Source organism: Priestia megaterium (genome assembly GCF_009497655.1).
GTDB lineage: Bacteria > Bacillota > Bacilli > Bacillales > Bacillaceae_H > Priestia > Priestia zanthoxyli.
In genome coordinates this window covers 481,162-498,600 of sequence record NZ_CP023317.1, presented here as the reverse complement: position 1 = coordinate 498,600, position 17,439 = coordinate 481,162, and the positions used below count along the sequence as shown (strand labels likewise).

Annotated in this window: 16 protein-coding genes and 1 riboswitch; of the genes, 7 read left to right on the top strand and 9 right to left on the bottom strand. The window is 37.2% G+C overall.

Features of this window, described 5'->3' with window-relative positions:
• Window positions 1-31 precede the first annotated feature (31 nt).
• Both CEQ83_RS02635 and CEQ83_RS02630 read right to left on the bottom strand, forming a co-directional pair.
• Window positions 32-2,050 carry a methyl-accepting chemotaxis protein gene (locus tag CEQ83_RS02635; protein ID WP_155017003.1) on the bottom strand — a complete coding sequence of 673 codons (2,019 nt, stop codon included), beginning with the start codon at window positions 2,048-2,050 and terminating at the stop codon, window positions 32-34.
• 141 nt (window positions 2,051-2,191) lie between these two features.
• The gene (locus CEQ83_RS02630) at window positions 2,192-3,067 is read right to left on the bottom strand and encodes a cation diffusion facilitator family transporter (protein ID WP_028414323.1); all 876 of its coding nucleotides are present in this window, start codon (window positions 3,065-3,067) and stop codon (window positions 2,192-2,194) included.
• Window positions 3,068-3,400: 333 nt separating this feature from the next.
• Between CEQ83_RS02630 and CEQ83_RS02625 the strand changes: the two genes are divergently transcribed.
• Both CEQ83_RS02625 and CEQ83_RS02620 read left to right on the top strand, forming a co-directional pair.
• Entirely contained in the window at window positions 3,401-4,357 is a 957-nt protein-coding gene (locus CEQ83_RS02625) for an L-lactate dehydrogenase (RefSeq protein ID WP_098112833.1), read from the top strand.
• A 62-nt stretch (window positions 4,358-4,419) separates the two neighbouring features.
• Window positions 4,420-6,000, top strand: coding sequence for a lactate permease LctP family transporter (locus CEQ83_RS02620; RefSeq protein WP_028414325.1), 1,581 nt, complete (start codon window positions 4,420-4,422; stop codon window positions 5,998-6,000).
• A 97-nt stretch (window positions 6,001-6,097) separates the two neighbouring features.
• Here CEQ83_RS02620 and CEQ83_RS02615 read toward each other — a convergent pair whose 3' ends face one another.
• On the bottom strand, window positions 6,098-7,090 hold the full coding sequence (locus tag CEQ83_RS02615; protein ID WP_098112832.1) for a zinc-binding dehydrogenase: 993 nt from the start codon (window positions 7,088-7,090) through the stop codon (window positions 6,098-6,100).
• Between the two features lie 415 nt (window positions 7,091-7,505).
• On the opposite strand from CEQ83_RS02615, the gene CEQ83_RS02610 reads away from it, so the two are divergent.
• Complete coding sequence (locus CEQ83_RS02610; protein WP_028414327.1) at window positions 7,506-8,036, top strand: IseA DL-endopeptidase inhibitor family protein; 531 nt, start codon at window positions 7,506-7,508, stop codon at window positions 8,034-8,036.
• A 340-nt stretch (window positions 8,037-8,376) separates the two neighbouring features.
• Here CEQ83_RS02610 and CEQ83_RS02605 read toward each other — a convergent pair whose 3' ends face one another.
• The gene (locus CEQ83_RS02605) at window positions 8,377-8,646 is read right to left on the bottom strand and encodes a hypothetical protein (protein ID WP_028414328.1); all 270 of its coding nucleotides are present in this window, start codon (window positions 8,644-8,646) and stop codon (window positions 8,377-8,379) included.
• Between the two features lie 127 nt (window positions 8,647-8,773).
• Between CEQ83_RS02605 and CEQ83_RS02600 the strand changes: the two genes are divergently transcribed.
• A complete protein-coding gene (locus CEQ83_RS02600) occupies window positions 8,774-9,916 on the top strand; it encodes an AI-2E family transporter (protein WP_013081622.1) in 1,143 nt (380 codons plus the stop codon).
• A 35-nt stretch (window positions 9,917-9,951) separates the two neighbouring features.
• Here the strand turns inward: CEQ83_RS02600 and CEQ83_RS02595 are convergent, their stop codons facing one another.
• Window positions 9,952-10,347 (bottom strand): SET domain-containing protein, encoded by a 396-nt coding sequence (locus CEQ83_RS02595; RefSeq protein ID WP_028414329.1) that lies wholly within the window; start codon window positions 10,345-10,347, stop codon window positions 9,952-9,954.
• A 335-nt stretch (window positions 10,348-10,682) separates the two neighbouring features.
• Here CEQ83_RS02595 and rarD point away from each other — a divergent pair, with 335 nt between their 5' ends.
• Both rarD and CEQ83_RS02585 read left to right on the top strand, forming a co-directional pair.
• Window positions 10,683-11,603: an EamA family transporter RarD gene (rarD, locus tag CEQ83_RS02590; protein WP_033580677.1), complete on the top strand. Its 921-nt coding sequence runs from the start codon at window positions 10,683-10,685 to the stop codon at window positions 11,601-11,603.
• A gap of 62 nt (window positions 11,604-11,665) precedes the next feature.
• Complete coding sequence (locus tag CEQ83_RS02585) at window positions 11,666-12,436, top strand: TatD family hydrolase (protein ID WP_098112831.1); 771 nt, start codon at window positions 11,666-11,668, stop codon at window positions 12,434-12,436.
• Between the two features lie 32 nt (window positions 12,437-12,468).
• Here the strand turns inward: CEQ83_RS02585 and CEQ83_RS02580 are convergent, their stop codons facing one another.
• Window positions 12,469-12,606 carry a lmo0937 family membrane protein gene (locus CEQ83_RS02580; RefSeq protein ID WP_013055244.1) on the bottom strand — a complete coding sequence of 46 codons (138 nt, stop codon included), beginning with the start codon at window positions 12,604-12,606 and terminating at the stop codon, window positions 12,469-12,471.
• A gap of 187 nt (window positions 12,607-12,793) precedes the next feature.
• Here CEQ83_RS02580 and CEQ83_RS02575 point away from each other — a divergent pair, with 187 nt between their 5' ends.
• Window positions 12,794-13,237 (top strand): YfmQ family protein, encoded by a 444-nt coding sequence (locus tag CEQ83_RS02575; protein WP_028414332.1) that lies wholly within the window; start codon window positions 12,794-12,796, stop codon window positions 13,235-13,237.
• A 572-nt stretch (window positions 13,238-13,809) separates the two neighbouring features.
• Here CEQ83_RS02575 and CEQ83_RS02570 read toward each other — a convergent pair.
• The 3 genes from CEQ83_RS02570 to ftsZ all read right to left on the bottom strand — a co-directional run bounded on the left by CEQ83_RS02570 (window position 13,810) and on the right by ftsZ (window position 17,290).
• Window positions 13,810-14,337, bottom strand: a complete 528-nt coding sequence (locus CEQ83_RS02570) for a GNAT family N-acetyltransferase (protein ID WP_098112830.1) — start codon at window positions 14,335-14,337, stop codon at window positions 13,810-13,812.
• A gap of 69 nt (window positions 14,338-14,406) precedes the next feature.
• The gene (nikA, locus tag CEQ83_RS02565; protein WP_098112829.1) at window positions 14,407-15,948 is read right to left on the bottom strand and encodes a nickel ABC transporter substrate-binding protein; all 1,542 of its coding nucleotides are present in this window, start codon (window positions 15,946-15,948) and stop codon (window positions 14,407-14,409) included.
• A gap of 144 nt (window positions 15,949-16,092) precedes the next feature.
• A riboswitch (cobalamin riboswitch) is annotated at window positions 16,093-16,283 on the bottom strand.
• Window positions 16,284-16,285: 2 nt separating this feature from the next.
• Window positions 16,286-17,290 carry a cell division protein FtsZ gene (ftsZ, locus tag CEQ83_RS02560; protein WP_098112828.1) on the bottom strand — a complete coding sequence of 335 codons (1,005 nt, stop codon included), beginning with the start codon at window positions 17,288-17,290 and terminating at the stop codon, window positions 16,286-16,288.
• Window positions 17,291-17,439: the final 149 nt, after the last annotated feature.

The window sequence follows — 17,439 nt, the reverse complement described above, 5'->3', positions numbered from 1 at the left end:
AAGAGCGCCAATATGTTATTGGCGCTCTTTTTTATTTAATTTTAAATTGACGAATCAAGTTCGCCAATTCTTCACTAATCTCTTGCAAATGTTCAGCCGATTGAGAAACAGTAGAAATAGCTCTAATTTGTTCTTCTGTAGAAGCCGTAATTTCTTCCGTTCCTGCTGCTGATTGCTGTGCAATAGCTGCTATACTTTGAATGGCCGCTACCACGTCTTCCTTATGCTCATCAATGCTGTCCATGCTGCTTGTTACATGTTCGACAGCCGCTGCCACCTGCTCAATGGTAGTAGCAATTTCACGAAAAGCTTGTTCTGTGTCTCCTACCACAAAGTCTTGAGATTTTGAAAGTTCTTCTGTCCGGTTGCATTCTTCACGAGCAGCCGCGACTTCCCCTTGAATCGCTGCAATCGTGTGGCGAACTTGTTCAGTAGCTTGAGAGGACTGTTCAGCAAGTTTTCGTACCTCTTCAGCTACTACCGCAAATCCTTTGCCATGTTCTCCTGCACGAGCTGCTTCAATACTAGCATTTAGTGCAAGTAAATTTGTCTGATCTGAAATGCTATTAATTGTAAAAATAATAGATTCAATTTCTTTCATCTTACTTGTTAACTCTTCCATTACCGTTTGAACACCGTGAATCGTCTGAGATGATTCGGTAGTTTGATTGCGAAGCAGCTGCATTTGTTTTAAGCCTTTTTCATTGATGGTTACAGCTTCAATCGTCATTTTATTAATCTGGGCGTTTTGTTCAATGACTTCTTCAATTTGTGAAGATAAACTCATCGTTTTGTGATTAGTAGAGTCAGCGTCAGAAGCCTGCTGCGTGGCGCCGCTGGCAATCTCATGGATAGCCCGGCCAATTTCTTCACTGGATGCAGTTGCTTCTTCAGATACAGCACTCAAGTCTTCAACAGACGTTTTTACTGTCTCAACAGACGTCTGAACCGTGCCAATCAATGTTTTCATTTTAGCTACCATATCGTTAAATAAATGAGTAAGTTCACCAATTTCATCTTTTGACTTCGTCTGAACCTGAACTGTTAAATCGCCAGCTGTTACTTTGGCTACTTCGTTTTTCAAGCGGCGAATCGGATTCGTAATGATTCTTGAGAAAAAGATGGTTAACACCACTGATAATAAGATGCCAATTAACGCAATCCAGACAATCACATTCAGTAAATGATGAGCGCTTGAGAGCATTTCATTATAAATAAAGGCGTTTCCTATCTTCCAATTCGTTCCTTCGAGAGTATCATATGCCATCACTCTCTCTTCACCTTGAAAGGTATACTTCATGAAATCTTTATTCCGGTCTGCTTCGTACATTTTTTTCATAAATGGCTGATTCATTAAATTTTTTCCAGCTTCTGTTGGATGAACGAGCGCTGTGCCATTTTGATCAAATAAAAATGCATATCCACCGTGATTTACTTCTGCTTTACCTACAATGTTTTTTAATGCATCTAAGTCTAAATCAGTAGCTATAACGCCCAGCACATTTTTAGTATCTGGATCTAAAATAGCCTTTGCAATCGTCACAACCGTCTTTTTCGTTGCTGCATCTTCATATGGATCCGTGTAAACAACCTCATCAGGTGATTCTACTGCTTGTTTGTACCACACCCTGGAAGTCGGATCATAGTTTGAACCAAACTCTTGCTTAGGAACAGAATACATTCCTTTATTTTTTGTGCCTATGTATTCAAGTACTAAGTTAGGATACTTTTCTTTAAACTGTGTAAACTCTTTTTGAACTGTGTTCCATGTAAAATACGGATTTTTCTCTTGGTTTGTTTGATCTCCTTCTTGCTTAACAAAATTAACAATTACATCATTTTCACTATACGTCAGCAAAGAACGACTATACATGTCTAAGTACGTATGAATCGTTTCTCTTAACTCTTTCACTTGACTTTGAGACTGAACTTCTACATCTTTTTCTATTTGTGTTTTGGTAAATTGATAAACAGCCCCTGAAACAACTAATAATAAAATAGCTATAAAAATACTAAAAAATACTACGAGTTTTGCACTTAACCTCTTCATTCCCTCACCCTTCTACAAAAATCTTTATATTACTAATAACGGCTTTTCATTTTCACTTTTGAAGAAGTTTTTGTGATTTATTTCAAATTTCCCCAAAAATAAAACCAGCTCATCCTTTCATAACGAAAGAACGTGCTGGTTTTATTTTTGCTTTTCGTATGCATCAGGTTCAATATGAACAAGCGTATCTTTAATCTGATGCTCATCGTTCATCATATGTTCAATTTGATCAGCAATTTCATGGCTTTTAATAACATTTAAATGAGGATCTACTTTAACAGTTACATCAATCACGACTTGATTACCAAGCTTGCGCGCTTTCACATCTTCTACTTCTTTTACCCCTTCTACAAGCCCAATGCTTTCTTTGTAGTGTCCTAACTTTTCTTCATCAAATCCGTCCGTTAAAGAATGAGCCGCTTCTTTAAAAATCTCGATGGCTGTTTTACAAATAATAATTCCCACAGCAAAAGCAGCTACCACGTCCAGCCAGGGCAAGCCGAATTGCGAGCCGAAAATTCCCACAACAGCCCCTATGCTCACAAGTGCATCAGACAAATTATCTTTAGCAACCGCATATAAAGACTGGCTATCAAGTTTTTTAGCAAGCTTAATATTATATCGGTAGACACCACCCATAACAGCAGCCGCTCCAAGACCTACCCAAGCAGCCAGTAAATTAGGCGCTTCAGATTTGTCCATAAATAATGACTGACCCGCATCGACCAATACTTCTAGTCCAATGACCATCATGATAAAAGAAGCAATAAGTGAAGAGATATGTTCCGCTCTGGAATGTCCATAGGGATGATCATTATCACGAGGTTTTTTAGAGATTTTTAAGCCGACTAAGACGGCAATTGATGCAATAATATCTGTAACATTATTAAGACCGTCGGCTTTTAATGCAGAGGAAGCGGTGACACCCGCAATAATAAGTTTACATGCTGATAAAAAGATATATGATAAGATACTAACCCAAGCGCCTTTTTGGGCTTGCTCATAGTAGTTCTCCATCCCTTCAACTCCTTTATTCAAAATAAGCAAACTTAGTGTAACAAATGGATTTCGTGTGGGTCTATAGAAACATTATTGGCTGTTAACATACAAATAGAGAATGTTAAACTCTTTAGCTTTCCGCAAAACAAGTTGCCTTTACTCAACACTTTAAACGTTTGAGATCGTTCTAAATGTGGCACTTCATGTAGAAGGACCCTTTTTTTAAATCGCCCTGTAAAATTGTTTACTATTTTTTAAAGGGTGTGATTTTTATCACAGCCGAGGGTATTTATTCTTGTTACACTAACATTGTGAAAAACATCACAAAATAAAATTCAAAGGATGATACAAATGAAAACACAATTTACACCAAAAACACGAAAAGTTGCTGTTATCGGAACTGGTTTTGTTGGCTCAAGCTACGCTTTTTCAATGGTGAATCAAGGTATTGCCAATGAATTAGTGTTAATCGATATGAACAAAGAAAAAGCGGAAGGTGAAGCACGCGATATCAATCACGGTATGCCATTTTCCACACCGATGAAAATCTGGGCTGGAGATTATAAAGACTGTGCTGACGCTGATTTAGTAGTTATTACAGCGGGCGCTAATCAAGCTCCAGGGGAAACGCGCTTAGATCTAGTTGAAAAAAACGTTAAAATTTTTGAATGCATTGTAAAAGATATTATGAACAGCGGATTTGACGGCATCATTTTAGTGGCAACAAATCCAGTTGATATTCTCGCACACGTTACACAAAAAGTATCAGGATTACCAAACGAACGAGTAATTGGTTCAGGAACGATTCTTGACACAGCTCGCTTCCGCTACTTGTTAAGCGACTATTTTGAAGTAGATTCTCGCAACGTCCACGCTTATATTATGGGGGAACATGGAGATACGGAATTTCCTGTTTGGAGCCACGCGCAAATTGGCGGTGTGAAGCTCGAACATTTTATCAATACTGCTGCTATTGAAAAAGAGCCGGATATGCAGCATCTATTCGAACAAACACGCGATGCGGCTTACCATATTATTAATCGAAAAGGAGCGACTTATTACGGAATTGCGATGGGACTTGTACGCATCACCAAGGCTATTTTAGATGATGAAAATTCTATTTTAACGGTATCTGCTTTATTAGAAGGACAATACGGTATTTCTGATGTGTATATCGGCGTGCCGGCTATCATTAATAAAAACGGCGTGCGCCAAATTATTGAATTGAATTTAACTCCTCACGAACAGCAGCAGCTCGAGCACTCTGCTAGCATTCTTAAGCAAACTCGCGACAGAGCTTTTGTGTAACATCAAAAGATTTTTGCGGGGGACTCCCCCGCTCCCTTGTTTTAAATATGTAGTAGAGGTGTATGAATATGACGTGGACTCAAGTATATAATCCGTTAAATAATATTTGGCTTTCTGCACTAATTGCACTCATCCCCATCATCTTTTTCTTTATTGCTTTAACTCTTTTGAAATTAAAAGGACACATTGCTGCTGGTATTACGGTACTTCTTTCTATGATTATTGCTATTTATTTTTATGATATGCCTGCCTCAATGGTCTTAGGAGCCACAGGCTATGGGTTTTTGTATGCACTTTGGCCCATCAGCTATATTATTATCGGCGCGGTGTTCTTATACAAGCTAACTGTCAAAAGCGGACAGTTTACTACCATTAGGCAATCTATTATTTCAATAACCGATGACCCCCGCTTGCAAATGCTGCTTGTTGCTTTTTCCTTTAATGCTTTTTTAGAAGGAGCAGCAGGATTTGGAGCTCCAATTGCCATTACAGCAGCGCTTCTAGTTGGACTTGGATTCAAACCGTTAAAAGCAGCGGCGCTATGCTTAATTGCTAATACAGCTTCAGGAGCTTTTGGCGCCATGGGGATTCCTGTCATTGTCGCAGGACAAGTATCTGGCATTGATCCAAAAGAAATTGCTCATTTTCTTGGCACGCAGCTTCCGATTATTTCTTTTCTTATCCCTTTTTTACTTGTCTTTATTATGGATGGGATAAAAGGATTAAAAGACGTATGGAAAGCAACGAGCATCACAGCCATTTCCTATGCACTGACGCAGTATTTAACTGTTACATACATCGGCCCTGAACTTCCAAATATCACATCTTCTATTGTGAGTTTGCTTGCTCTTGCTTTTTATATTAAAAGAACAAGCTCGGCAGCAGCTAAAAGCTTCAGCCTGTCACCAAAACAAATTTTAAAGGCTTGGTCTCCTTTTATTCTATTAACGATACTCGTTACGGCTTGGAGCATTTCTTTTGTCAAAACGGCGCTTGAACATCTGAACCTGCTTATTAACGTCCCATTTTTACACAATCACGTAATTAAAGCAGCGCCTTTAGTAAAAGATCCTACGCCTTACGCTGCTGTCTTAAAAATAGACTTATTTGCAGCAACAGGTACGGCAATTCTTATCGCTTGTATCCTTTCAGTTTTCTTGCTTAACGTATCGGCAAAAGTGGCATGGACCACTCTTTTGGAAACCGTAAAAGAACTATCAAGACCTATTATGACGATTATGATGGTCATTGCTTTTGCTTTTATTTCAAATTATTCAGGACAGTCCTCTACACTTGGATTGGCACTCGCTACATCAGCTGCTTATTTTCCATTTTTATCTCCATTTCTTGGCTGGATTGGCGTATTTCTAACGGGGTCTGTCGTATCGAATAATGCGCTGTTCGGCAACTTGCAGCTAACTACAGCTCAGCAAATTAATGTCTTGCCAATTATTCTCGTAGCGGCTAATACTGCCGGCGGCGTGATGGCTAAAATGCTTTCTCCTCAATCAATTGCTGTCGCTGCTGGAGCAGTAGGTTTAGCTGGAAAAGAGGGTGAACTGTTTAAATACACGCTCAAATACAGCATGGGATTTTTGATACTAGGAGGATTTGTTACCTTTTTATTGGCTTGGTGGTTATGATAAAAAACTTCTAAAAATCCTGTTATTACCTTGTTTCTTTCATTTAAACAAACGTTTGATTATATAAAAAAGTCCCCAGTTAGCGCCGGGGATTTTTTTATTCTGAAATAAGTAAACCTATATTGCCAAATTGTTTTCCTTTATCTAATCGTTCGCAAGCTGCAGCTGCCTCTGACAGCGGATAGAATCTATCGACGATTGGTTTAATTTGATGTTTCTCTATAAAATCCATCATGTCCACAAATTCTTCCTGACTTCCCATAGATGTGCCAAGTATATTGAATTGAGGATAAAAAATAGTTCTTAGAGGCAATTCAACTTCATTTCCAGAACTCGCACCAAAATTAACAATTCTTCCATTTGGCTTTAGTATTTCAAAATACGTCGGAAATAAAGCTGCCCCCACACTATCAAGTATGATATCTACTTTTCTATCGTTGATTTCTTCTTTTAGGTTACTTCCACTGTCTAATGCATAATCAGCTCCATACTTTAGGGCTTGCTTTCTTTTTTTATCACTTCTAGAAGTAACCGTTACGTCAGCTCCGATAGCTTTTGCGAATAACAAGCCATAAGTCGCGACTCCGCTCCCTATACCAGGAATAAGTAGATGTTCTCCTTTTTTTAACTGCCCTTTTGTAAAGAGAGCTCTATACGCAGTTAAAGCTGATAATGAAAGAACTCCCGCTTGTTTCCAAGATAGATAAGGCGGCTTTTGCACAACATTATCCGCTTTTATGATTACATACTCTGCAAACGTTCCATTCGATGGACCACCTAAAATTTTAGGCGTAAACGGAATGTCCTCTATACGATCCCACTCCAGACTTGGATTAATGATCACTTCTATTCCAATTTTTAAACCTTTTACGCCTTCTCCCACTTCTTCTATAATACCTGCACCGTCTGAACCGGGAATAAACGGCTTATCTCCTTTGCCTCGATTATTCATAACAAATAAATCTCTCCGGTTTAAACCTGCTGTTTTTAACCTTACTTTTACTTCTCCTCTTTCAGGGGGCATCTCCTGAAGATCTCTGTAATTCATGCCTGCTATACCGCTTTTCTCACTATGTATAATGGCTTTCATGATTTCGCCTCCTCTTAATCTACTCTACTAAAAAGCTCAAAACCGCAAAAGAAATATGCCCCAAAAAAAGGAAAATAAACTTTTAAAATCGCTTTTTCACCGTTTTATCTTTATTTTTCTGTATCCTAAAAGTATTCAGCTTCTTTTATTACAGATTTGTTACAAAAAAGATTGTTTGTAACAAAACGAATATAAAATAGAAAAATCGGTTTGGAAATTCTGATAAATCAACATTTATCCGCAATTTATTTACTATATCTACTTCAGAAACTAGTAAAAATCTAAAAAAATTTAAGAAAAAAAGACAAAACACTTTCTTTTATTACAGATTTATTGTAATATAAATGTAACAAAAGAAATATAAAACACATAATTGTTACATAAATAAGGTTAATTAATTAGGAGTGAGTTAGAAATGAAAAAAATTGGACTAGTTTTATCATCAATCGCTATTTTCTTTACACTAAGCACTGGAGTTACAGCACAAACAACATCTCCAACACTAACGGATGCAAATGCTGTCAAAATTGCAGCTAGTGCCAGCAATCATTTCTGGAGTGCTCTGCACGGTTATAAAAACAAACCATGTACAGAACGTACATTTGAATATAAAGGAACTGAGTACGTGTACCTTTGCCCTGAATTTGATACAAAAGCTGAGCTATCAAGCTACTTATCTGAGACATTTACAAATAGTGCAGTAGAAAAAGGATTAACAAATTACGGCTATATCACATATAACGGCAAACTTGCACATCCAATCGGCGACGGATTCAGCATGTTAGAGTGGTCAAAAGCAAAAACAAAGCTTGTGTATCAAACAGCAACAGTTCGCTCTTATGAATTCACAGTTCCAACTGTAGATGGCGGCAGTGTAAAACGAACTGTCACATTCTATAAATCTAATTCTCAGTGGAAAGTAAATAAATTTGACGCTGTTCAATAATAAAAAAAGCAGGCCTGCTTGAGCAGACCTGCTTTTTTCTTTTTGATCGATAACATAAATAAAACTTCTACTTACAGCGCTCTAATAGCTGTAAATAGAAGTTGAGATCACAAGTTTAAGTAAATCAAATTTTGTCGAATCCTGTAGAAACATTGATAAGTTACGTTTTATATTACAGGCTAAATTGCTTGTTGTCAACATGATTTAACAAAAAGATAAATCGACATATACTAAACATATCAAAGACTTTTTGATATCGCAGTTGGCAGACATTATTCTATACATATATCAATGCAAGCAAGAAAGAAGCGCTCTTCATTTCCCATTAAAAATAAAAACATTAGCTTGGATTTTGTTCATGTTCCTTTGGGTTATCATGTACAGGGTGCGCCCCTGGGAATAACCTTTGAGCTTTTTCATGAAGGTTTTTGTTTTCATAATTAAATGCGCTATACGTTCGCTGCCCTTCTTCCCATGAAGTAGATTTCCCCAGTTTTTGATTAACCGGAGAGCCGAAGGGACCGTCTGGAAATTCTTCAGCGGTTATATACTCGTGGCTTTTTTCTACTGTAGAGAAATCACGATACGAGGGCTGTTTGTCTTCTTTCAATGATTTCACCCCTTCTTTCTAGAAGATTTTCTACTAGTATGCACACTTCTTTGTAAAAAACCCTCTTAAATTAGTCTAAATCAGGGTATGATAACTATACATTTACTTTTTAAAGGAGTTGAACAGCTTGGAACCTAGACCTCAGAAAGGAACTTTTTTCCGAGAAAAAATCTTAAATAATAAATTTGTTGTATATACAATTATTATTTTTATTCTCAGCATGACTATTTTTTCATTATCAAAAATCGGATTTATTTTAATTCCTATCTCTATTTTTATTAAAACAATCGCACTGCCGATTATCTTAGCAGGAATTTGCTTTTATTTATTTAATCCGCTTGTTGACTTTTTAGAACGAAAAGGTGTAAAACGAATTATTTCCATTCTTGTTTTATACATAGTGATTATCGGCGCATTAGCCATTATTATTTCATCGGTTATCCCGCCTCTAAAAAATCAAGTTGACCGTCTTATTGATAATATCCCAGAGCTGACGCATGACGTTCAGCATGCGGTGACGAATCTTTCGAATAACCGATATGTCGAACAGGGTCTTCAGTCGGCTAACACGGACCTAGATAAGATTTCAAAAGATGCATCAAAACACTTGAGCAAATATGTTTCTGGATTTTCAAGCGGTATTGTGAACTTTGTCGGTACCATTACAGAAATTATATTATCGGTTGCCGTTTTACCCTTTATTCTTTTCTACTTATTAAAAGATGGGAAAAACTTACCTAATTACATTGTAAAACTGCTTCCAAACCGCTCTCGTTCTGAAGCTAAATTCATTTTAGCCGACATGAACCACGCATTAAGCGCATATATTCGCGGGCAAATTTTTGTTGCGATTTGTATAGGTGTACTGCTTTTCATTGGCTATCTGATTATTGGGTTAGATTATGCATTACTTCTAGCGATTATCGCCATGGTAACCAATGTTGTCCCTTACCTTGGTCCTATTATCGCCATTATTCCAGCCATTATTATTGCGTTTATTACGTCTCCTTTCATGCTTGTAAAACTGGCCATTGTCTGGGCAGTTGTTCAATTGCTTGAAGGCAAAGTAATCTCTCCGCAAATTATGGGAAGAAGCCTGGATATTCACCCGATTACGGTCATTTTTGTCATTCTAACCGCCGGAAACTTATTCGGAATCATCGGTATTATTTTAGCCGTTCCTGGATATGCCGTTTTAAAAGTTATTATTACGCATATTTACCAATTCATCCGTTTGAACTCTACTATGTATCCAGATAAAAAAGCATAATAAAAAGCCCATCGATTTTCGATGGGCTTACCTTTTTACTTTTGTTCTTCTTCATCTTCACGATCAAACCAAAGGAGCTCTTGATCATCTTCATCTCCATTATAGTTGATGAGAATTTCTTCTCCTGCTTGGATATCCGTATATGCATAAAAATCAAAGGTATGATTGTCAAAATTAATTTCATACGTAGCATTGGGTGTATACGAGTGATTAAACAGCATACCGTATCCCAAAAGAATAGCCGTATGATTCACTCCATATTCAAAAGCATAATCCGCTAGTGTTGTTTTCTCAATAAAATCATGCTCTTTATTAGGATAAGCGATAACAGGAGCTTCGTGAATAAGCGTTCCTTTTTTAATATCTTGCTTAGCAAATACACCTCTGTTAAATTCTCCGTCGCTTATCGTAGACATTTTTATTTCGATCATATTCGTCACCTATATATTCTTTCCTCTAAGATTTTCTTCTTCCCTAAGCTTGACAGTTTATAATGGGGAAATCAACTGTTTTTCATAACCACTTGAATATAAGCTGAAGGAACGCTTATCATACGCACTTGTGTAAGCACTTACCTTGTTAGAAACACGCAATTTGATTTTATTTTAGACATAGAAAAGCAATGACCTGGCGCATAGCGCTTTTTTGAGCCATTCAACATGTGAAGAATCGTTTTTCTCTGTGATATAATCGTTTATGCTGCTTTTTTATGTTAATCTATGACTTTTATTACTGATTTTATCTTATGTTAGAAAGAAGGTTTCACATGAACTTAAATCACGACAGAGATGGTGTGATATATGCGGTCCTTTCTTATCTTATGTGGGGGCTCACGCCAATTTATTGGAAGCTGGTTCACCACGTAGCACCAGGTGAGATTTTAGCTCAGCGCGTTTTTTGGTCTTTTATTTTTATGCTTATTCTTTTATTAATGACAAAGAAATGGCGTACATACATTACGTTTATAAAAGAAATAGTGAAAAAACCATCCTTATTCTGGTCCCTTTTTACTGCGTCTGTACTTATTAGTGCAAATTGGGGCATTTTTATGTGGGCTGTCATTAATGGAAAAATAGTAGAAGCGAGCCTTGGACAATATATTAATCCCCTAACAAGTGTTTTATTAGGTGTTATTTTCTTAAAAGAGAGATTAAGCGGGGCTCAAATTTTTGCATTTATACTAGCAGGAATCGGCGTCTTAACGCTTAGTCTTCATTATGGTGTGGTTCCTTGGATTTCGCTTAGCTTAGCTGTTACCTTCGGATTATATGGTTTGGCAAAGAAAAAGATTAAAGCTGATTCAACGATTGGATTAACTCTTGAAACGATGGTCATCTCCCCTATTGCATTAGCATACATAGGCTACCTTACGTTTCAATCACACTTGCAGTTTTTTGATTCTTTTTCAACAAGTCTTTTATTAATGGGCAGTGGAGTAGTTACAGCTTTACCACTCCTATTATTCACAAAAAGTGCTAAAAAAGTATCATTATCAATGCTTGGTATTCTTCAATATATTTCACCAACCTTGTCTTTGCTAGCAGGAGTCATTCTATACCATGAATCGCTAACAAAAGCTCATGTTATTGCTTTTAGTTTTATTTGGTTAGCTCTTATTGTTTATACGTTCTCATCTATTACTAAATGGGGGAACAGAAAACAAATAAGAAATAAAGTGGAGGCTTAACAGCATCATACACTCTCTTACGTATTATTTTTAAACAAAATAGGCTGAGAGGAGCATTATTTATGAAACGCATTATTGACTCGCATATTCATCTAGATCAATATGAACAGAAAAGCTGGAAAGACATAGTTGAGCAGGATCCTTCGTTACAAGCGCTTATTTCTGTATCTTCTACATTACACTCTTGCCAACTTAATCAAAAAATCAGCAAGTTATATTCCTGCGTGAAACCTGCCTACGGATTTCACCCTGAACAAATGCTGCCTTCTTCAAATGAATTAGCGGAGCTGTTTGCTTGGATTGATCAAAACAATGAAGAAATGATTGCGGTTGGTGAGGTTGGTCTACCTTATTACTTAAGTCAGACCTATACTCTTTCTCTAGAGCCCTATTTGGAGCTGCTTGAAGCTTTTATTATTCATTCAAAAAAATGGGGGAAACCGTTAATTCTTCACGCTGTATATGAAGATGCTGAGATCGTGTGCGACTTGCTAGAAAAACATTCTGTGCCTAAAGCTCACTTCCACTGGTTCAAAGGAGGTAAAAAAACCGTTGAACGAATGAAAAACAACGGCTACTATATTTCCCTTACACCTGAGATTGTATATAAACCTAAAATCCAAGCGCTTGCCACAGATTACCCTCTTGACTACTTGATGGTCGAAACAGATGGTCCGTGGCCATTTGAAGGACCTTTTCAAAACCAGACAACGGTTCCATCAATGATGCATCAGTCCGTTCAGGAAATAGCACGTCTCAAAAGGGTTTCTGTAACGGAGACATATGATTTTTTATATCGAAATACAGCTCATTTTTATAATCTCTCCACATAAAAAGCCTTTCCCTAAGGAAAGGCTTTTTATATCTAAATTCGTTTCACAAGTTTTACGATCAGCACAATCACTGCAATGACAAGAAGAATGTGAATGATGCCGCCGCCAATATGAAAAACTAATCCTAATAACCAAAAAATAAATAAAAGTCCAATAATCGTCCACAACATAATTTTTTCTCCTTTTTTATATGTAGTATTTGTTATAATTTTATATTTCCCTAAATGTGCATAAATAAACGCATTTCATATACATCTTTTCACTAAAGAAGGTTCACATAATGTACAAAAAGCAATCATGTTCTCTGTGGTAAAATAAGTATGTAATCTTATTTAATTTAAGCGGAGATGATTAACTATGACATGGATTGTATTACTTTCCATCATTCTTGTAAGTGCACTCAAAATATTAATAACGTGTCTTCCAACTCCAGTGGTCAAATGGCTTATGACTAAATTTCAGTTACACCCAACACTTGATGATCAAAACGCTACTGTCACAGTTGATGGGAAACATTTAGAAGGCAAAGACAAAATGCAAGTGATTGATTATTTTAATAAAGCAACATTTTTAAAACAATATTATGTCCATGAAGGAAATAAGGACTATTATAAACACCTAGAAGACAGTGAAACTCCACTTGTTATCGATACGAAAAAAGGGAAAAACGATGTTCGACTATGCGTATATAGCTATCATGATCATGTCGACGTCGTGAAACAATACAAAAAGAAGATTATCGCCTACAGCCTGCTGTCTGATCACCTTCAAAAGCAGTCCATAACAGCTGACCTAGCTTAAACCAGTCGCCTACAAGGCGGCTTTTTTAGTTTTTAGGTTTAGTTTGAAGTTACCTTACTTAAAAATACCAAACTTTAACATTAATTCTAATGCTATAACATAAATTAATAGAATTTTCTATTTTTTTAAGAGGTGATGGATAATGCTTTCTTTGTTAGGGTTTGGCATAATTGCGACTTTTCTTTCTTTTCAAGTGGGCCTTTGGGACAACTATTGTCATGACGATTACAGCCATTTTAACGAATGCTATTTCATTTTAGAATCCTACCATAAAAAGGAAGCCGACTACCATAAGGCAATCGGCTCACACATGTAGGATATTGATTTAACACTAACAAAGTACAACACAACACTAGTAATTATATAATATATTTCATTTTTTTGAAAGCGATTTCATATATATTTTTAAAAATATTTTGTTACTTGTTTTTTACAGAAAAGAACCACGTTTCAGCCAATTCGAAACGTGGTTCTTTTCTGTAAGGACTTGCCCTACAGGCTATAAATGTAAGTTACGTTCATTATAGCATGAGCCCATATACAGATTCCATGGTAATTACTGTATGATCTCGTTACGTTACGACTCGTTGTATTTTTCTGTCCATGTGCAGCGTATTCCATGGTTCATCCTGTTCAGCTAGCCTTTTGATAAAGCCTTGTGAAGCCCAAAAAGGAATAGCGCCAGGTAAAAAAGGATGAGTATGCAGATACAGCGTGTCATAAAAATGACTTTGGGCAAATTGTTCAACTGCTTTTAACAGCTGCTGTCCAATGCCTAGACGCCGGTACGCTGGATCGACATAGCATTTTACAACCTCAGCTGCAGTTCTATGTTCATATCGCTCTTTTAATGCATGAAACCGTCCATCGTAAGCGTATAAACCAATGGTTCCAATTACTTGTTGATTTTCCGTAACAGCTGCAAAAAAAGCAGCGTCTTTCGCTTGAACGTAATGTTCATTAAAATGAAGCAAATCCACAGGAAGCTGATTTTTTTCCAGCATAGGAAATAGCTCATTCCGCATATTCATGACAAACTGAATCACTTCAGCATCATTTTCTTTTACTTCTTTAATTTGATACATTTGTACTTCTTGCACGTTTACTGTCACATCCTTTTAGCGATCATTGTATACTTTTTCTTTTCTCTGCTTATGCTGCAATGTTAACTACGGTGTTACGTCTAAATGCTGAGTCAGCATATAATACTCGCTTGGATTTGTTGTCCAGTTTTTCACTTTTTGATTATAAGCAACAACAATGTTTGGATGTACAATCGATGACGTCAGCATTTTTCTATTAATCAAAGCGGTTGCTTGTTTGGCTAACTGATCTCGTTTTGCGTCATCTACTGTTGAATTTAACTGTTCTATCATTTTTGTTAGCGTATCATCATTAATCCGGCTGGCATTTAAACCACCGCCGGGCAAATAGTTCGTACTTAAATAATAGCTGGCATCTCCTCTAGGTGCTGTGATAAGGCTGTACAATGCTAAATCCCAATCATCTTTTGCCATTACATATTCATCGCTATCTTCAACTAGGTGAATCTTAATAGTAATTCCTAACTCTTTGGCATTAGACTGTATAAGCTGAGCAATTAAAGGCAGTTCTGGCAAAGAACTGTATGTGACAAGAGAGAGCGATAGTGGCTTTCCATTTTTGATTGCTTTGTCATTTTTGATTTGATAGCCTGCTTTCTCTAAATATTTTTTAGCAGATGTCATACCTCTTTGCTCATTAGCAGTACTATCAGCAAAAGGAAATTGGGGTAAAAATGGACCTCGAGCCGCTGCCGCTTGATTGTTCATGATGCTGCTAACAATTTCTTTTCGGTTCAATAAGGTATCGATAGCTTTTCTTACATTTTCGTCTTTTAATGCGTCATTAGTTTGATTGTAAAGCAATAAATGGGTGCGCACACTAGGTACTCCACTTACTTTAAAAGACGGATCTGTTTGTAAAGTGCCCAAGCTTTCTAAAGGCGGGCGATAAATAATATCGGCTGTTCCAGATTGAAGAGCAGCAACTCGCGCATTAGCATCTTCGTTAAATCCAAAGATCGCACTTTTCAATTTCACTTTTCCACCCCAATAATTTTCATATCTTTCTAATTTTACTTGATTTCCTTGATCAAAAGACAAGACGCGAAATGGACCCGTACCAATGGGCTTCTTAGCTATATTAGAAGCATCAACATCTATAATAGCTGTATTTGGATGCACTAATTCAGAAGGAAATTTAGGCATTGGTTCTTTTAATGTAATTGTCAGCGCATGACTGTTCGCTTTCATTTCTTTAATATTTAAAGCGTTTTTCATCGCATAACTTTGATCTATCGTTCTTTGAAGAGAAGACTTAACGGCATTTGCATCTAGCGCTTTTCCATTTTGAAACGTGATGTTCTTTCTTATCATAAATGTCCATGTAAGGCCGTTATCTTTCGTTTCCCACTTTTCAGCAAGCCAAGGCTTTATTTTTAAATCGTCGTTGATTTTAACAAGCGTCTCCCCTACTCCCCCACGAACTGCTGTATAATTATCGTCCGTATGAGGATCAAGCGTTGCAGATGTAAAATTAAATAAAAACGTCACACTTTTATCCGTTTTCTTTCTTTCTTTTATACTTACGCTCTCTTCATTAGGAGCGCAAGCAGTGAGGCAAAGTAACACGAGAAATATCATAGATACAAGTTTTTTATTATTTATCATTCATTTTTCCACCTTCTATTTTAATACACAAAAAAAAGCACTTCTAAAAAGAAGTGCTTGCCTTCACAACAAATTCAGATAAACGTATCCCTTGTTTATCGTATTTTTGATTCTGCCAAAACACCTCCCTATCCTCGTAGGTTATTGTGTGCTGCGATTTATGGCAGGTCTCCTGGCTTCAAGTCATTGCCTTATACCGCCTTCCCGTCTCTAAATAGACAGTGGCTTTTTGACATAAGGCTCCTTGTTACAGTGGCGGGACCGCTCCGGATTTTCACCGGATTCCCTTTTAAGGCAATTGAAAAACAATTGCCACCATAAAAGCTGGTTATTTAATTTAGTAGCGTGCTCTTGAAACTCTAGAAGTGGAAGCTGATGGTGAAATACCTTCATCATCAAATCCAGTGGCAATAACGGTTACCATCATTTCGTCCTTTAAATCTTCATTAATCACAGATCCAAAAATCATATTTAAGTCCTGATCAGAAGCGGACGTGACAATATCTGCTGCTTCCTGTACTTCGTAAAGACTCAGGCTGCTGCCGCTCGTAATGTTCAGCAGCACGCCTCTTGCTCCATCAATCGATGCATCTAGCAGCGGACTAGAAATCGCTTTTTTCGCTGCTTCAATTGCTCGATCTGATCCCGAAGCTCGTCCGATACCCATAAGCGCAAATCCTTGATTAGACATAATTGTTTTTACATCAGCAAAGTCAAGGTTAATCAGCCCTGGAACAGCGATTAAATCTGAAATACCTTGAATACCTTGGCGAAGAACATTATCTGCTTCACGGAATGCTTCAAGCATAGGTGTCTTTTTATCAACGATTTCAAGCAAACGGTCGTTTGGAATGACAATAAGGGTATCTACCGATTCATTCATCGCAGTAATACCGCCTACTGCTTGCTTGGTACGTTTATTTCCTTCAAACTTGAAAGGACGAGTAACTACTCCAATTGTTAAAGCATTTAGTTCACGGGCAATTTGGGCAATAACCGGAGCTGCTCCAGTACCAGTGCCTCCCCCCATGCCAGCTGTTACGAATACCATATCTGCGCCTTGCAGTACTTCTTGAATTTGCTCTCTGCTTTCTTCTGCAGCTTCTCTTCCTACTTCTGGATTAGCTCCTGCACCTAATCCTCGCGTTAATGCCGCACCAATCTGCATTTTCACATCTGCTTTAGATAAATTAAGCGCCTGAGCATCCGTATTAACGGCGATAAATTCTACCCCTTGTACACCATGTTCAATCATACGGTTAACGGTGTTATTTCCTCCACCGCCGACTCCAATTACTTTAATTCGCACTAATGGCGATACATCTCCATCAAATCCAAACATTCTAAGTTCCTCCTCAATGATCAAAATTACTTTCTCTTATTATCCGAAAAAACACGTGAAGAACCTTTTACTCCTATGTTTAACGCGTAACTGTTCTTTTGTTTTACAGATTTTATACATTTCTCTTTTAACCTTTAAATCTTTACATC

Excerpts from the sequence above, each read along its gene's own strand:
- rarD (WP_033580677.1), top strand. The coding sequence starts at position 10,683 with ATGAACTTAAATCACGACAGAGATGGTGTGATATATGCGGTCCTTTCT.
- CEQ83_RS02620 (WP_028414325.1), top strand. The coding sequence starts at position 4,420 with ATGAATATGACGTGGACTCAAGTATATAATCCGTTAAATAATATTTGG.
- CEQ83_RS02630 (WP_028414323.1), bottom strand. The coding sequence starts at position 3,067 with ATGGAGAACTACTATGAGCAAGCCCAAAAAGGCGCTTGGGTTAGTATC.
- CEQ83_RS02585 (WP_098112831.1), top strand. The coding sequence starts at position 11,666 with ATGAAACGCATTATTGACTCGCATATTCATCTAGATCAATATGAACAG.
- CEQ83_RS02625 (WP_098112833.1), top strand. The coding sequence starts at position 3,401 with ATGAAAACACAATTTACACCAAAAACACGAAAAGTTGCTGTTATCGGA.
- CEQ83_RS02595 (WP_028414329.1), bottom strand. The coding sequence starts at position 10,347 with ATGATCGAAATAAAAATGTCTACGATAAGCGACGGAGAATTTAACAGA.
- ftsZ (WP_098112828.1), bottom strand. The coding sequence starts at position 17,290 with ATGTTTGGATTTGATGGAGATGTATCGCCATTAGTGCGAATTAAAGTA.
- CEQ83_RS02635 (WP_155017003.1), bottom strand. The coding sequence starts at position 2,050 with ATGAAGAGGTTAAGTGCAAAACTCGTAGTATTTTTTAGTATTTTTATA.
- nikA (WP_098112829.1), bottom strand. The coding sequence starts at position 15,948 with ATGATAAATAATAAAAAACTTGTATCTATGATATTTCTCGTGTTACTT.
- CEQ83_RS02610 (WP_028414327.1), top strand. The coding sequence starts at position 7,506 with ATGAAAAAAATTGGACTAGTTTTATCATCAATCGCTATTTTCTTTACA.
- CEQ83_RS02580 (WP_013055244.1), bottom strand. The coding sequence starts at position 12,606 with ATGTTGTGGACGATTATTGGACTTTTATTTATTTTTTGGTTATTAGGA.
- CEQ83_RS02575 (WP_028414332.1), top strand. The coding sequence starts at position 12,794 with ATGACATGGATTGTATTACTTTCCATCATTCTTGTAAGTGCACTCAAA.
- CEQ83_RS02615 (WP_098112832.1), bottom strand. The coding sequence starts at position 7,090 with ATGAAAGCCATTATACATAGTGAGAAAAGCGGTATAGCAGGCATGAAT.